The sequence below is a fragment of the Virgibacillus dakarensis genome (assembly GCF_900155625.1).
GTDB lineage: Bacteria > Bacillota > Bacilli > Bacillales > Amphibacillaceae > Lentibacillus_C > Lentibacillus_C populi.
This window is the reverse complement of the sequence record NZ_LT732554.1, coordinates 290380-305856: the sequence shown is the minus strand read 5'-3', so window position 1 is coordinate 305856 and position 15477 is coordinate 290380. Positions and strand designations below refer to the sequence as shown.

The window sequence follows — 15477 nt, the reverse complement described above, 5'->3', positions numbered from 1 at the left end:
TCATATATATCTAATTAGCTTTGTAAAAAAATTAGCTGACTAAATCAGCCATATTTCTTCAGGGTTTAATTCGTACTGGCCATTTTGTCTATTCATAAACTGGCACATGATAAATTCCCTGCGAATGGTTGCATAATCATCATGAAATTGCTTAATGTGCACATTTATTTCCTCTTCACTGTATGTTTTGCCTTTTTCCAGGCCTTGTACCAGGTGTTCCAAAATGATTAGTTTTTTCTTGCGCTGGGCGGGAATCGTTTTTAACTTCCCATTATCGTCAAAGAAGTTTTTGACGACATTATACTTTTCTTTATCATCAACCTGAAAAGGCTCCATTTCTTTTTCTCCCCCGATCTTAAGAATTGCCTGCGCTAAAAATGCTAATTTCTTTTCATTCAAATGAAAGTAGATCGTATTTTTGTCGCGCCTTTGATAAATGACATCAATTTCCCGAAGCTTGGTAATATGGTATGAAATCGTTGGTGGCGTTAAACCGAGTTTACCAGCAATGGCCTGCCCATGGAGTGGTCCATCTTTTAACAAGGCAATAATTTGAATGCGCGTTTTGTCGCCAATGGTTTTATGAAAATTTACAATTCGATCAAGCTGCATTTAGGAAACCTCCAGTTGATTTATCTAATTAGATTTTAATCTAATTAGATAAATATAACAATAGTTTATGTGGAATTTCTGAAAATAAGTGATTAGAATAAGTGGTGATGGATTCCGGGAAAGCTTCCGGATTAAAGGATAATCCTAATGGTCGCGGCTCAAAGACCCAAATTCAGCACATCTTGTTCCCCGCTCACTTCGGTAATGAACTGCAGAACATCAATGGAAAAAGGACAACACATCAACGTAAAAGTGCAAATCATCGATTGAGAACTGTCAAACATCACGTAAAAATGCAAGTTATGGAATTGTTCCGTGAAAATCACTATCTTACTAAAAAAGGTGATATAATCAAGAAAATGGAATACTTTTTGCCTTATGGTGACTTGTGTTGCAAGTTGAAAAGGGAAGCTGGTGAAATTCCAGCGCGGTCCCGCCACTGTAATGAGGAGAATCCTTTGATTACCACTGTTTCAGATGAGAAACGGGAAGGGAAGAGATTTGTCGATTCTAAGCCAGGAGACCTGCCATGGGGAAGAGCATTCAATCCTACGGGAAATAGGAGGGTGTTGCGCTTTCTGATTTTATGTATCTTTATTTTTTGTGCGCATTTTTAACATCTTTCTATTGGAAGGTGTTTTTCATTTTTAAAGGAGGATATAAATGTGGAAAAAGTAGCTATACAGGATTCTAAAACTATTCAAACCCGTTTAGTACTTCCGCCAGATACCAATCACTTGGATACGATGTTTGGTGGAAAAGTACTGGCTTATATCGATGAAATTGCTGCATTAACAGCGATGAAACATGCCAAAAGTGCTGTGGTTACGGCGTCTATTGATTCCGTTGATTTTCTTTCTGCGGCCAAGGTTGGGGATTCCTTGATGTTAGAAGCATTTGTTACCTATACTGGGACAAGCTCGATGGAGGTTTATGTAAAAGTTACAGCACGTGATTTAATTAAAAATGAGGAAAGACTTACAACTGAATCTTTTCTTACCATGGTTGCTGTTGACCAGGAAGGAAAGCCAATTGCGGTTCCGAAAGTTTATCCTGAAACAGAGGAAGAAAAAAGATTATACCGTACAGCGCCATCAAGAAAGGAGAATAGAGAAAAACGGGCAAAGATACGCTGATTCGAAATAACTGAATCAGCGGAAGGATTCTCTATTCCGCTCAATAATTTGCTTGAGCAATTTACAGAATTTATTTTCGTCCTCTGCTGTAAATGCTTTGGGTCCTTTCGTTCGTTTTCCGCCTTTTCTGGCCATAGCACTTTCGTAACGTGTTTGCAAGAGTTGATCAATGTTGTCGTTCGTATAGGCAAATCCCTTATGGTGCAGAACAATACATCCTTTAGCTAACCCTAGCGAGGCGAGGCCGTAATCCTGTGTGATAATGATGTCGTTTTTCTGTGCCAATTTCATGATCCGGTAATCAGCAGCGTCAGCGCCAGTGTCGACATAGATCGTTTCGACCCCTTGCGCTTCTCGAGTATTCGAAAAGTGGGCAAAGCTTTTTACGAGAACGACAGGGATATTCTCAGCTTTTGCGATGGAAATGGTTGCTTCTTTTACTGGGCAGGCATCGGCATCGATATAAACTTTCATTAAGTTCTCTCCTGTATGGTTTGTTATTGATAATGATAGCAGAAATTGCGTCGAAGCTCTAGGCATTAAGTACTTGGTGTTTTGCTTAATTCTTTGAATAACGGCTTATTTTTGACTTTTATTTTTATGTTTTTCTTTTAATTTGATCTGGGCTATCCAGTCATCGATTTGTTTCTTTGTCCAGCCGGCTTTTTTTCCAATCATAACAACGGGATCAGGTAATTTATTCCGGCTTTTGTAGACAGATAACTCTCGTGTACTGTATTCTATCCCCTCTTCTTTGGCAAAATCAGAAATTTCCTTTAGACCATAGTATTGCTCCGGTTTTTTAGCTACCATAAAATCACACCTCTATTACAATTTTTATCTTTTTAGTTGCTTCTTCTTTTTGTTTTATAAATAATGGTTAAGGTTGTACAGCTGATGAGGATTGAAGCAATTGAAATGATGAAAGTAGCCGTTTGCATCAGATAACCTCCTTGACAATTTTATTATATTGAGGGTATGATATGAATATAATAGTGGTGCAGAGAGGGGTTTCCCCCTGACCTCAATGGTTGTTATTAGAATCCTTTTCCGGTTGGGACGGCGAAGGATTCTTTTCTTTTCGGCTATATAGGTTACGGTACGTTGTTACAATTTCAGTAACAAGCCCAACGACTGACGCAGCCAGGCCTATTATGGCCGTTAGAAGTAAAATCATCTCCACTATTTTTCACCCCCCTTCATAAAGGGGTAGGGCACTTATCATACCCTCTATATAAACATAACCAATTACGTTGACTAAATCAACAATGAATTGTTAGAAAAAAATTAACGATATTTTAAATAAGCGTGCAGTCTGTTCGTACCAAACTGCACGCTTATTTAGTTGTTTGTTTTTTTACTACTTAGGTTTATTCTCTTTATCAAGCCATGCTGCCCCCCTTACAAAATATGTTCTTCCAAGCACCTCTCATCAAATTTAAAATTTATCACATAATAATGTACCCTTTACAATAGTGTACGACATACACTATAATGAAAACAGGAGATGATGACATGAGCGATGCAAGTGAACAGATTGATAAATTAATGCAGGAATTACGACGTGGGACGATTACGATTGGTGTCCTTAGCCAGCTATCCGAACCGCAATATGGATACTCTCTTGTTTCCAAGTTAGGGGATAAGGGGATTGACGTTGAGCCTGGTACATTATATCCGCTGTTAAGAAGGCTGGAAAAACAAGGATTGTTGGAAAGCAAGTGGGACACGAATGAAGCTCGTCCTCGAAAGTATTATTTATTAAGTGCAACAGGAAAAGAAGTGTATGATCAGCTTTGTGTTGAATGGAGAAGTATTGTTTCAAGTTTAGATCATTTAATTAATGAACATGGAGGAATGTAAAATGGAGATGGTTGAAAGGTATATTTATGCGGTAACACAAAAACTTCCGCCTGCACAACGGGAAGATATTGCAGTAGAACTTCGGGGTTTAATTGAAGATATGCTAGATGAACGCGTTCAGGATGAGGACGTTACTGACGGTGACGTGGAAGCGGTATTGCTAGAGTTAGGGGATCCGAAGTTTTTAGCAGCAAAATACCGGGGGACAAAACGGTATCTTATTAGTCCAGAGTTTTATGATTCATACATTTCCGTGTTAATGATCGTATTAATATCAATTGGAATAGCAATGAGCATTTCTTTTGCAATTGAAGTAATTATTGAACCGGTTGGAATTCTCGATCATTTTGTAGATTTCATTGTTTCTGTTATTCTTGCAATTCCTCAAGGTTTTGGCTGGGTAACAATAGTATTTGCGATAATTGATCATGCTGGGGTAAAATCCGAAGATATAAATAAAAAGGGTTCAAAATGGAAACCATCTAATCTTCCGGAAATTCCGGATCGTAAAAGACAAATTAAGCGAAGTGAGCCGATTGGCGGGATAATCTTTTTAGTATTAGTAATGGTATTGTTTGCCTTCTCAAGTAACTATATTGGGGTTTTTAGATTCCACGACGGAGGATTTACTATCGTTCCATTTTTAAATGAGGAGACTTTTTCAAGTTATTTCCCATTTATCATATTAGTATTGGGATTAGGAATCTTAAAAGAATGTCTCAAGCTTATTTCCGGGAAATGGACGGTTAAACTTGTTGTATATAACACGTTGATCAATGTGGTAACCTTTGTACTGGTTTTGGTTATGATAGCAGGACCGGAATTTTGGAATCCTGATTTTATGACGGAACTAACGCAATCTGGTATTGTCACGGAGCATAGTGAGGAATTCGAAACAATAAGTAACATTTGGGAATGGGTGACTTCATCCATATTATATATTCTCATTATTGGATTAATTTGGGATGCTTTAAGTGGATTATTTAAAGTGTATAGGCATTAGAGTGAAATGTAACGTTATTGATTAAAATTTGTTCTCCAAGAACCAGAAGTAATTGCACTGCTAAAATGGTTAAGAAGTGGTACTATGATAGATAATTATAGTACAGTATCAATTAGAGGACTCTTCGGGTTTAATTAGGGGGAAATATAAAGTGAACTTTCATATTGGCCCAAGGATGATGAAAACTGGCTTGGCTGTTACGTTGGCGATAGTGATAACAGAGGTATTGAATTTTGAGTTTGGCTTGGTCGCTGTTATAACAGCAGTAGTTGCAATGCAGCCCTCGATCATGCGCTCTGTTACGTATATTAAAGAGACGGCTCTTTCCACACTTATCGGGATCATATTTGCGCTTGCTGGAGCATACACCCTTGGTTTACACCCTGCCGCTATCGGGGTAACCGTTATCCTTGCGATTGCGGTCAACATCAAATTGGGTTGGGTGAAAACAGTTAACATAACGATTATAACAATCTCGATCATCATGCTTTCCGGGGATGAAGGTATTCACTTAACGAATCTGATCGAGCGGTTGTCATTGATTTTTATCGGTATTTCGTCTGCTTTTTTGATTAACGCGTTTATTTTTCCCCCAAATCATCCAAAACTTCTTTACGATATGATCAAAAAGTCATTGGATAAAACGAGCTTTTTACTTCAGGTTATTCCCAATAAGACAATGAAAGTAAGGGAGTTGAAAAAAAGGAAAGATGAATTGGAAAAGGATATCAAGGAAATAAACAATTATCTCGACATTATCATCGACGAAAAAAGCAGGATGTTTATTCGAAACAGATACCATTTCATGCGTGATATTGTCATTTTTAAACAGATGCTTAACGTGGTCGAGCTGGAATCGGAGCTAATTGAAAATCTGAAATTGAAAATAGACAACATCGAAGAAATATCACCGAACCACTCATTCCTTGTCAAAAAACTTGTTGCGAAGATTGTTGAGTATCATGAGAACATCATTCTAACTTACGAAGATAAGGTGATTGTTCAAAAAGAGCTGCAAAAAGAAAGTTTTACCGCTATGAATTTGACGATCAATGATTTGATCAACGAGTTGCAGCAATCAGAAATCGAAAAGTGGATTGAAATTTTCCCTGTTGCAAGTAGTATTGTAAAGCTAATGGTAGAGCTTGAAAAATTAGATAAATTCATAAGAAAGCAGGAGAAGATGTTTTAGGCAGGATGCTTGCGGTCAAATAAGAAGCGAGAGCTAATCATTACAAGAACATGACTGGCTCTCACTAAAATAGTTGTTTAAAAAATGCACGTTATTGATTAAAATGATTCAATAACGTAATTTTTTTATAGTGGGGGGATCATTATGCGGTTAGCTAGACCGGCGTTAAAGTGGAAAGAGGAACACGAAAACTATGTGAGGGAATGGGGACCATCAAGATTGGTGCCAAGCAGCTTTGATTTGGCGGGTCATGAGACTTATGAAGAATATTTAAAAGCGTTAGCAATAAGGGAAGGTGGGACTGATCGATGGCTGCCAAGCACGAATTATTTTTTAATCGATGACAACGAGCGGATTGTGGCAATGGTTGACATTCGTCATGATCTTAATGAATTTTTGCGAAATGTTGGCGGCCATATCGGATATAGTACTCGGCCATCCGAACGAAAAAAAGGTTATGCGACATTGATTCTGGCAGAGGCGTTGAAAAAATGCAAGGAATTAGGAATTGATCGTGTACTGGTAACGTGTGATGAGGATAATATCGGTTCCGCAAAGGTCGTTATAAGAAATGGCGGAATCGAGGATGAAAGTTTTGCTGATACCGATGGAACGGTAAAGCGCCGGTTTTGGATTGATAATAAAAGCTAGATAGATGAGAATAGGTGGTATAAATGGAGAATACAGTTGTATTAATTGATAAAATGCAAGAAACAGATTGGCAACAAGTTCGTGACATTTATATAGAAGGCATAGACACTGGAAATGCAACGTTTGAAAAGGAGGCTCCCACGTGGGAGGAGTGGGATAAGGGTCATATCTCAGCCGGCAGATTGGTTGTACGGGAAGGAAGAAATGTGATTGGCTGGGCCGCTTTAAGTCCAGTTTCCAGTAGATGCGCCTATGCTGGGGTTGCAGAAGTAAGCATTTATTTAAGTCAAAACAGCTGTGGGAAAGGGATAGGGAGCAAATTGTTAAAAGCATTAATAGAAGAAAGTGAAGCGAACGGTATCTGGACATTGCAATCAGGGATTTTTCCGGAAAATACGAATAGCATTCGGTTACATACGAAATTTGGATTTAAACTAGTTGGACAAAGAGAGCGGATTGGAAAGCTAAATGGGATTTGGCGGGATGTTTCTATTCTAGAGAGAAGGAGCCGGGTTGTCGGTATTGAGTAATGAAAATCGGGAAGCCAACCATGTTTCAGGCTTCCCGATTTTCATTACTTGTTATTCCAATACCATGTTGCAGCAGCTTCAACTTCTTCATTGGTTAATTGATGCCCTTTATTTCCCCAATAAATAGTGGCATTTGCGTTTGCCTGCTCCAGTAATTTATACAGTTCTTTTGATTCATCCGACGAGCAATTCGGATCATTCATGCCAGCTGCAATAAATATATTTCTTCCAGTAAGATCCGGTAAATCGATTCCTCGTCTCGGAACCATTGGGTGATGAAGGATGGCGCCTTGTAATGCGTCCTGATAATGGAACAGTAAACTGGCTGCAATGTTAGCCCCGTTTGAATAGCCAATTGCAATGATATTGTTACGGTCAAAATGATGTTCTTCTGCAGCTTGATCTAGAAATGCAGATAATTCCTTTGTACGGAAGATTAGGTCCTCTTCATCAAATACACCTTCAGCAAGTCTCTTGAAAAACCTGGGCATGCCATTTTCCAAGACATTACCACGTACACTAAGAATACTTGCTTCTTTATCTATCTCACTGGCAAGCGGGATCAGATCCTGTTCCGTTCCCCCAGTTCCGTGAAGTAAAAGGAATGTTGGGCTGGATGGGTTGGTTCCTTTTTGAAATAAATGTATCATTTTTTTCCCCTTTCACCTAGTCCCTTCAGTCGAACTCCCGAACTTCAATTGGAATTAAGCTATTTTCTAGTTTTTGTCGGTGCACTTCATATTGAGGTGGCAGTTTCAAATTTTCTCCGAGTGATTCTGTTGACTCATCAATTGCAAAACCAGGAGAGTCAGTGGCAATTTCAAATAAAATTTCGCCATGCTCTCTAAAGTAAACGGAATGGAAGTAGTTTCTATCCTTTACTGGTGTAACTCCATACCCGTGTTTTTGCAGATATTGTTGCCAATCTGACTGATCGGCATCATCTTCAGCGCGCCAGGCAATATGATGAACGGTGCCTACTCCCATTGTGCCGCGACCAATTGATGTTGTTTTGATATCGATAATATTTCCGATGTCACTGTATGCGGCCAAGCGGATAATATCGCCTTCTTCACCAACTTTTCTTAAGCCCATTCCTTCTTCCAGTAATTGAACGGTTTTAACAGGCTCGGCAGACAGTAATGTTGCACCGCCAAATCCTTTAATTGCAACGTTCGGTGTTACCTCGCCAAACGTCCAGCTATTTTGTTCTCCTGCTTTGCGTTCTACAATCTCCAATTGCAGCCCATGTGGATCAGCGAAACTTATATACGTTTCACCAAAGCGTTCGTCCTTCGTGAAATCGATGTTGAATTTGGTAAGGCGCTTTTCCCAAAACGGCATGGCGCCAATCGGAACAGCGTAAGAGGTTACGCCTACTTGTCCATCACCGATTTTTCCTTGGCGTCCCCTGGCCCATGGGAAAAAGGTAATAATGGTACCTGGCTTTCCGGTTTCATCACCAAAATATAGATGATAGGTTCCGGGGTCATCAAAGTTTACGGTTTTTTTAACCAGTCGTAAGCCTAAAACGGCTGTGTAAAAATCAACGTTTTCCTGCGGGTGGCCAACTATCGCTGATATATGATGGATCCCTGCTGTTTTTTTCATGGATGATTCTCCTTTCTAGTCACGCTCGGCCTTCAAACCAACTTTTTTCAATACATCAATAACAGTTTGTTTTTCTTCAGGGCTTACGTCTTTAAACACTTCCTCAATAACCGCTTGGTGCTTGGGAAAAATCCGGTTCATCAATTGCTTTCCTTGATCAGTTATCTGTACGTGAACTACCCTGCGATCACTTTTGCTAAGGGATCGTTTCAATAATCCTTTCTTTTGCAGCTTATCGATAACATATGTGATGGAGCCGCTGTTTATCAAAACAGCATCGCAAATTTGCTGTACCGTCAAATTCCCTTTATGGTACAATGCTTCTAAAATGGTAAACTCCGTTGTGCTAACACCATATCTTTTGATGTCTTGCTTTATTCGATCCTCAACCGATTTTGCCGATTTCATTAATACAACAAAAGTCTTTAGCGACAAGTTTTCACCCATTTCATCACTTCCACATATTTATTTTAAATTCATGTATTTTGAATTAAGAGTAATTATAGTGGATTTATGAAAAGCTGTCAACGTAAAGATTGCATCAAGGATTCCTGAATGTCTGTGTGGCAGAGTGGAGATATCATGCCAATCAAGAAAGGTGATCATATGCGAGTATGTGATATTGATCATTCTAAAACGGATGTTGTTAAAAAGCTTTCAAGTCAGAAGGCGTTTTTGTCAGCTGATCCAAGTGTACAATTACAGGAATTTCTAAATGATGATCATTCCCAGGGTACATTAAATAAGCTCTTTCATCTTTTGAAAAAGTATGACTTGGCAGCAAAAAATAGCAACCACCACTCTGAATTATATTTTAAAGGAAGCTATCCTAGTTGAAGCGTTTACTATATCGCATTTTGCTGATCTGTTCCTTCTTGATTATAATCGCTAAGGTTTCCTTGGTACACTAACTGCAATCCAGGTGATTCTTGGAAATCATGTGGCGTCACAAGTGAAAGTGGCTTTGTGAAATCATAGATACCGCATTCCTGTAATACAGTTGCAACAAATTGCGAACAAAAGAAGGCGTTTTTTCTTTTTATTGGTTTCTTGACTATAATTGCAAGTAATCCTAAGAAATTGTAACGATAAAGGTGTTTCTCTTTCTCTATCTGGTGGATATAGTGCTTCATTTTTTGCATTTGCAATTCCGTAACACTATACGAAAATATAGTGCATGTAGCATTGTTATATAGCCTGTCTTGAATATTTTCTTGAACAAACCCGCCGGCAAAGGGATTTTTCACATTTTTTCTTCCAAAGCTGTAAACTTCTAATAAATCAGGGTCAAATGAAATGGATGCATGATTGTACGGTTTTTTTGTATATAACTTTATAGCTCTTGTAAATAAGGTTCCTGTATCTGTTAAAAGAATGTATACCTTATTTTCTTTCATATTAATCACCTCAAGCAATAAAACATTTTTCGAACACAAATTTATCAATAAAAATATAAGTGCGTGTTCAAAAAGTCGCCGAATGAGAAGCAAGAAGGTCGAGGCGGCGTAGCTTTGAGCACCGGAGTGTACACAAAAAGGTACATGAGGAGCGGAAAAGCAAGCCAACGAAGAGATTCGCCGCTTATCATTTGGTGACTTTTTGAACATCCTCTATAAGAAAAAGTTACGGAAAAGCTTAAGAAATCCTTAAGTTTTTTGAACAAGCAAATTATGCTTTACTATTTATATTAATGAGATATTGCGCATGAAATAAGCGCCCTAAGCAATATTTAATAATAGGTCCCCAGACGTATTGTTAATTTCAATACATGCTGAACCCCACCTTTACACAAGATAAATATTATTTTTCAATGCAAAGAGTGAAATAAGGGCGGTTTGATTTTAGCCAGCTTACTAGAGAGGTAGAAATGAGTGGTCCTTTATTACAAATGACCTGCAAAAGCTGGAAAAGGCAGGTATTGTGAAGAGTGAACTCGAACTATCTGATGACGGAAAAGCGATGAAGTATTATGAGCTCGTATCATGTGATTTTCAAATCAATCAGGATACGATTACCGAATCTGTAAAAACGTTGACTATAAAAGAGAAAGAGGGGAAATAAAAATGATGAATGAGGTTAATGAAGATACAGTTTTTGGTTTAGCAGGAATTGCCGCTAACACGAATAAAACCGACTTTCCTGAATACCACCTTATTTCGGATGCGACTAAAATTGAACATAAATTGAGAACAAAAAAATTAATTTACCACAACGTCCACTAGAGTAAACATACTTTATTTCATTTCCCCGATAATCCAAAATTTGGGGGCAATATGTAATTTAAAGTAGAAAAAATGCAGAGCCTGTTCCCAAAAGGGCAGACTCTACATGGAATAACTATACCTCTTCTCCTCTTTCTTTATCTTTATCTTTTTCTAATAAAACTAACAGTCCCGGCAACAACACCCCTCTAATGAGGAACGTATCCAGTAAAATTCCCACTGCTACAATAAATCCAAAAACGAACAGTAATTCAACTGGTTGTGTCATTAGGACAGCAAATGTAGAGGCAAGAATAATTCCGGCCGAGGAAATAACGCCACCTGTATTGGCAACTGCTACTTCAACAGCCTGCTTGACAGTTCGTTTTTTTCGCTCCTCGATGAACCTGGAAATGAGTATAATATTGTAATCTACGCCGAGTGCAACGAGGAAGACAAACGAATATAGCGGCACCCGATTGCTTATCGTATCAATGTCAAAGAATAAATCCATTAAAAACGTGCCCAGACCTAATGCCGCAACGAAAGATACTAAAATGGTTCCCATCATGTAGATTGGCATTTTGAACGATCGTGTTAAAAGAATTAACAGCAAAAAAATTAATATTGTTTCAAGTGAGACAATAACGATTAGATCCCGGTTATTAACCGAACGGTCATCTACGGATGCTGCAGTTTCGCCGGCAAAGTAAAGATCGCCATTCAACTTACTCTGATCAATAAGTTTTGCTGCATTACCTCGTATTCCTTCCAAGGCGTCCATTGTTTCGACTGCATATGGATTTGTCGCAAACGTCATTCTGTATGAGACGACTTTCTCATCATCTGTTACTCCGTTTACCTGAACATTATTAACTAATGGCTGTTCAGATAGTGTATGTGCCAGTTCCCGTTGTTCTTCCTGTGGTACTGCATCTTTTGCTTCGAATAAAACGGTGGTTGGCGCCAAGTCACCAGGTTCAAAACTTTTCTCTAAAATGTCATACCCCTCTCTAGAAGGCATGTCATCAGGGAAGGATTTCATCGTGTCAAATTCATAATCGATTGTTAACACATTACTTGCTGAGACAAGCAAGATAATACCGACTAACACAACAGAAACAATTGGTTTACGGGATACAAAACGACCTACCTTACTCCATAATGAGTTTGTTTTCACATGGCGATCGCCAACATGCGGAATTCTGGGCCAAAATGATTTTCTGCCGAATAAGGTGAACAAAGCAGGTACTAGTGTTATAGACGCCAGGATAACAACGATCATTGCCGTAGCAAAAATCGGTGCAAAGTTCAGGTAATCGCCAAACTGTGCAAAAAACAATACAAGCATGGCAGCCAATACCGTTCCACCAGAGAAAAATACCGGTACACCAGACCCACGCATTGCCTGTTTCATCGCATCAAATTTACTATTATGTTCCTTCAGTTCTTCCCTGAAACGCGCCAGAACAAACAACGAATAGTCTGTAATGGATGCGAACAAAAGAATGGACATGATCGATAAAGATTGATTATCCAGCGTTAATCCGGCTTTTCCCATTAAACCTAGTACTTGATTTGTTATTTCATAAACAAAAGCTGCAGCGAATAGGGGGATTAATGCCAGTAATGGTGAACGGTAAATGACAATAAGCAATATAAGAATGATTGCAACCGTTGACAGGATAAGGACAATATCAGCCCGTGAAAACAGTTCAAGTGTGTCTGCCGAAATCCCGGCTGGCCCGGTAATATATAGCGTTAAATCAGTAGCCTCCTTGGCCAGTGTATAAACTTTTTCCAGGGAATGTTGGATTTCCTTGGAATCTAAAGATGAATCAAACGTTAACGGAATTAATGCTGTAGCGTGATCCTCTGAGAAAAAGCTTTCTGCAGCTTCAGGCGGTAATTTTTCTAAGGGAATAACACGTTTTAAACCACTAATGTTTTCTTGTTCAACATTGTTTAAAAATTTCGCGAGTTTACCTTGTTCTACCTTGCCATCTTCTGATTGAAATACTAGTAAGGCGGGAATTCCATCATTATCTGCAAAATAGTTGTCTTTCTTTTTTTGCGCAATAACGGATTGTGCATCATCCGGTAAAGAATCAATGCCGGAAACTTGAAAGTCTCTAGCTCCTGGTGCGAGCCCCGCCAGTAATACGGTCATCATGAGCCATATGGCAAGGGTAATCCACATTCCCTTTTTTGTTGCTACACGGTCTGTAATATAATGAATGGCTGACTTCATTCATTTTCTAACTCCCTTCAGGCTTAAAAGTGACACATACGTCACTTTATTGAAAATAAAAATGACACATCTGTCACCATTATTATCATGATATTTTCTGGATGTGTCAATAATTTTCTTTTAACATTCCGTGACTAAGCAGTTCTTTTACAGATTGCACCCATTCTTCTTGTGTAAGTGAAAGCTGGTTTGGAATTTCAATGGAATGAAAGATAAAGCTTAAAATTAGTTCATCAGGGATATGTGACTTTAATACATTCTCTTCTCTGCCACGCCCAATAAAGGATTCCAGATGACGGTATATTTCCCAATGAAGCTCTCCCAATTGTTCCTTTTTTGCCTTGACTTTTTCATTCTCGGTTCCCAATATCCGGTTAGCAGTTATAAGAATGTGGCGGATTTTGCTGTGGGTGAACATAATCGTCAAGAGATATTCAAACTGGGCATCAAAGTTACCATTGTGATCAAGTTGTTTTAAATCTGTAAGAAATTGGTTCATTTCAAATAGTGTATAGTCCGTAATTAATTCAACTTTATTCTCGTAGTATTTATAAATAGTGCCCCTCGATACTTGCAGGCGATCCGCTAGTATACTGAATGTGAACCCCTCGTATCCGTGGCTAAGCAGGATATCCTTTGTCGTTTGAAATAGCTCATCTTTCGAGAATTTCCGTTCACGTGCCATATCTTTCACCTCAGTATTATTATAGTGTAATCCAAATGGTTTTGCAGGGAAATACTATCCGAAAGTACAGTCTATCCTTTTTCTTTTTGCTAAATCCATGTAATAATAAGAAAAGCGCAAGCGCCCGTTTAGCAACGTACAAACTGCGCCCGCGCAACGCGGGTGGTTCGGTGTTGCTGCCGGGAGCAGCGGTTTTAACCGAACAAACAACCGCAATGAGATAAAGGAAACATGCCCCTTCATAGGGGTAGACGTGAGTTGGACGCAAAGTCCGCTTTTAGTCGGCCCTCCTTTGTCAAGCGAACCGATGTAGACTTATCGTAGTGAAGGAGTGTGAAGTTTGCTTGGCTTTAGCGCTGGAGCTGGACATGGCCAACTCTGACGTAAGCAGAATAGAGCCTATATTTTTATACTTTCATTACTTTTGAAAAAAACGGATTGTTGGGATGAGATTATGGTGCAAACAGTTGATTTATTTGTAAAACAGAAACAGGCAGCAAGGTATAAAAAAGGTTATCCATTAGTACATCGAGAAGACGTATTGAATGCAGACGTACACCAAAATGAGGGAAGTATCTTCCATTTAAGAGACAAGCGACATCAATTTCTTGCAAAGGGCTACATTGGAATTCAGAACAAAGGAATTGGTTGGGTACTGTCAGACAAGCAAAATGAAAAGATTGATTTTGGATTTTTTAAACAGAAAATCGAGCAGGCCTGTAGAAAAAGGGAAAAGCTTTATAACGATCCAAATACAACCGCCTTTCGTGTTTTTAATGGAGAAGGGGACGGGATTGGCGGACTAACGATTGATTATTTTTCCGGTTACTATTTAATCAATTGGTATAGTGAAGGGATTTATTCATTTAAAGAGCGCGTTATTCTCGCCTTGGATGCGTTAGGAGAATACAAAGCGATATATCAAAAAAAGCGATTTGACACAAATGGGAAATATATCGATGATGATGATTTTGTCAAGGGCGAGCGCAGTGAATTCCCAATCATTATCAAAGAAAACGGAATGAATTATGCTGTTTACTTGAATGACGGGGCGATGGTTGGTATTTTTCTGGATCAGCGTGAAGTAAGAAGAGTCATTCGGGATAAATATGCAAAAGGAAAAAATGTATTGAACACATTTTCCTATACTGGTGCATTTTCGATAGCCGCCGCTGTTGGCGGGGCGTTAAAAACGACAAGTGTGGACTTGGCAAAACGCAGCAAGGGTAAAACCATCGAACAATTCAGTGTAAATGGTATTGATTTTGAACAGCAGGATATTATTGTAATGGATGTCTTTGATTACTTCAACTATGCAAGGAGGAAAGATTTAAAGTTTGATTTAGTGATCCTGGATCCGCCAAGTTTTGCACGCTCAAAAAAGCATACTTTTCGAGCGGCAAAGGATTATCCAGCATTAATAAAAGATACCGTTGCTATTACGGAAAAAAACGGCATTATTGTAGCTTCAACGAATAATGCAACGTTCGGGATGAAGCGGTTTAGACAATTTGTTGATAAAGCATTTAAGGAAATGAACACAAGGTACGACATTTTGGAAGCATACACCTTGCCAGAGGATTTTAAAATAAGCCCACATTATCCAGAGGGCAATTACTTAAAGGTTTTAATTATCCAGGTTACCGGATAGAGGTATTATGAAATTGGTTATCTACTAATTTCATCATGGTTCAGCTATTTCCCATGAAACTTCAGCGAATTTCGGGAAACCCCAGCACTTT

At 38.7% G+C, this 15477-nt stretch carries 19 protein-coding genes and 1 riboswitch; of the genes, 10 read left to right on the top strand and 9 right to left on the bottom strand.

Annotation, left to right across the window (positions count from 1 at the left end):
- Window positions 1–39 precede the first annotated feature (39 nt).
- Window positions 40–612, bottom strand: a complete 573-nt coding sequence (locus CZ382_RS11065; RefSeq protein ID WP_088051306.1) for a DUF2087 domain-containing protein — start codon at window positions 610–612, stop codon at window positions 40–42.
- A 362-nt stretch (window positions 613–974) separates the two neighbouring features.
- Window positions 975–1158, top strand: a riboswitch (cobalamin riboswitch).
- A 119-nt stretch (window positions 1159–1277) separates the two neighbouring features.
- Between CZ382_RS11065 and CZ382_RS11060 the strand changes: the two genes are divergently transcribed.
- On the top strand, window positions 1278–1748 hold the full coding sequence (locus CZ382_RS11060) for an acyl-CoA thioesterase (RefSeq protein WP_196406363.1): 471 nt from the start codon (window positions 1278–1280) through the stop codon (window positions 1746–1748).
- A gap of 15 nt (window positions 1749–1763) precedes the next feature.
- On the opposite strand, the gene CZ382_RS11055 is transcribed toward CZ382_RS11060, so the two are convergent.
- Window positions 1764–2222 (bottom strand): YaiI/YqxD family protein, encoded by a 459-nt coding sequence (locus CZ382_RS11055; RefSeq protein WP_088051305.1) that lies wholly within the window; start codon window positions 2220–2222, stop codon window positions 1764–1766.
- A 105-nt stretch (window positions 2223–2327) separates the two neighbouring features.
- Window positions 2328–2561 carry a hypothetical protein gene (locus CZ382_RS11050; protein ID WP_088051304.1) on the bottom strand — a complete coding sequence of 78 codons (234 nt, stop codon included), beginning with the start codon at window positions 2559–2561 and terminating at the stop codon, window positions 2328–2330.
- Window positions 2562–3263: 702 nt separating this feature from the next.
- Between CZ382_RS11050 and CZ382_RS11045 the strand changes: the two genes are divergently transcribed.
- The 5 genes from CZ382_RS11045 to CZ382_RS11025 all read left to right on the top strand — a co-directional run bounded on the left by CZ382_RS11045 (window position 3264) and on the right by CZ382_RS11025 (window position 6987).
- Window positions 3264–3611 (top strand): PadR family transcriptional regulator, encoded by a 348-nt coding sequence (locus CZ382_RS11045; RefSeq protein WP_088051303.1) that lies wholly within the window; start codon window positions 3264–3266, stop codon window positions 3609–3611.
- A gap of 1 nt (window position 3612) precedes the next feature.
- Complete coding sequence (locus CZ382_RS11040; protein WP_088051302.1) at window positions 3613–4614, top strand: HAAS signaling domain-containing protein; 1002 nt, start codon at window positions 3613–3615, stop codon at window positions 4612–4614.
- A gap of 151 nt (window positions 4615–4765) precedes the next feature.
- Complete coding sequence (locus tag CZ382_RS11035; RefSeq protein ID WP_088051301.1) at window positions 4766–5806, top strand: FUSC family protein; 1041 nt, start codon at window positions 4766–4768, stop codon at window positions 5804–5806.
- 144 nt (window positions 5807–5950) lie between these two features.
- Window positions 5951–6457 (top strand): GNAT family N-acetyltransferase, encoded by a 507-nt coding sequence (locus tag CZ382_RS11030; protein WP_088051300.1) that lies wholly within the window; start codon window positions 5951–5953, stop codon window positions 6455–6457.
- 23 nt (window positions 6458–6480) lie between these two features.
- Complete coding sequence (locus CZ382_RS11025; protein WP_088051299.1) at window positions 6481–6987, top strand: GNAT family N-acetyltransferase; 507 nt, start codon at window positions 6481–6483, stop codon at window positions 6985–6987.
- A 44-nt stretch (window positions 6988–7031) separates the two neighbouring features.
- On the opposite strand, the gene CZ382_RS11020 is transcribed toward CZ382_RS11025, so the two are convergent.
- From CZ382_RS11020 to CZ382_RS11010, 3 genes are read right to left on the bottom strand one after another with little or no spacing between them, the layout of a single operon-like run.
- Window positions 7032–7637, bottom strand: a complete 606-nt coding sequence (locus tag CZ382_RS11020) for an alpha/beta hydrolase (RefSeq protein WP_088051298.1) — start codon at window positions 7635–7637, stop codon at window positions 7032–7034.
- 25 nt (window positions 7638–7662) lie between these two features.
- A complete protein-coding gene (locus tag CZ382_RS11015; RefSeq protein WP_088051297.1) occupies window positions 7663–8598 on the bottom strand; it encodes a ring-cleaving dioxygenase in 936 nt (311 codons plus the stop codon).
- Window positions 8599–8613: 15 nt separating this feature from the next.
- Window positions 8614–9045, bottom strand: coding sequence for a MarR family winged helix-turn-helix transcriptional regulator (locus CZ382_RS11010; protein WP_088051296.1), 432 nt, complete (start codon window positions 9043–9045; stop codon window positions 8614–8616).
- A 135-nt stretch (window positions 9046–9180) separates the two neighbouring features.
- On the opposite strand from CZ382_RS11010, the gene CZ382_RS11005 reads away from it, so the two are divergent.
- Complete coding sequence (locus tag CZ382_RS11005) at window positions 9181–9435, top strand: group-specific protein (protein WP_230856213.1); 255 nt, start codon at window positions 9181–9183, stop codon at window positions 9433–9435.
- Window positions 9436–9443: 8 nt separating this feature from the next.
- On the opposite strand, the gene CZ382_RS11000 is transcribed toward CZ382_RS11005, so the two are convergent.
- Window positions 9444–9995, bottom strand: a complete 552-nt coding sequence (locus tag CZ382_RS11000; RefSeq protein ID WP_088051295.1) for a hypothetical protein — start codon at window positions 9993–9995, stop codon at window positions 9444–9446.
- Window positions 9996–10518: 523 nt separating this feature from the next.
- Here CZ382_RS11000 and CZ382_RS23735 point away from each other — a divergent pair.
- Complete coding sequence (locus CZ382_RS23735; protein ID WP_155555453.1) at window positions 10519–10659, top strand: hypothetical protein; 141 nt, start codon at window positions 10519–10521, stop codon at window positions 10657–10659.
- 2 nt (window positions 10660–10661) lie between these two features.
- Window positions 10662–10820 carry a hypothetical protein gene (locus CZ382_RS23730; protein ID WP_155555454.1) on the top strand — a complete coding sequence of 53 codons (159 nt, stop codon included), beginning with the start codon at window positions 10662–10664 and terminating at the stop codon, window positions 10818–10820.
- Window positions 10821–10935: 115 nt separating this feature from the next.
- On the opposite strand, the gene CZ382_RS10995 is transcribed toward CZ382_RS23730, so the two are convergent.
- Together CZ382_RS10995 and CZ382_RS10990 are read right to left on the bottom strand one after the other, a co-directional pair.
- The gene (locus tag CZ382_RS10995; RefSeq protein ID WP_088051294.1) at window positions 10936–13050 is read right to left on the bottom strand and encodes an MMPL family transporter; all 2115 of its coding nucleotides are present in this window, start codon (window positions 13048–13050) and stop codon (window positions 10936–10938) included.
- 106 nt (window positions 13051–13156) lie between these two features.
- Window positions 13157–13735 carry a TetR/AcrR family transcriptional regulator gene (locus CZ382_RS10990; protein ID WP_088051293.1) on the bottom strand — a complete coding sequence of 193 codons (579 nt, stop codon included), beginning with the start codon at window positions 13733–13735 and terminating at the stop codon, window positions 13157–13159.
- A 454-nt stretch (window positions 13736–14189) separates the two neighbouring features.
- Between CZ382_RS10990 and CZ382_RS10985 the strand changes: the two genes are divergently transcribed.
- Window positions 14190–15386: a class I SAM-dependent rRNA methyltransferase gene (locus tag CZ382_RS10985; RefSeq protein ID WP_088051292.1), complete on the top strand. Its 1197-nt coding sequence runs from the start codon at window positions 14190–14192 to the stop codon at window positions 15384–15386.
- Window positions 15387–15477 lie beyond the last annotated feature (91 nt).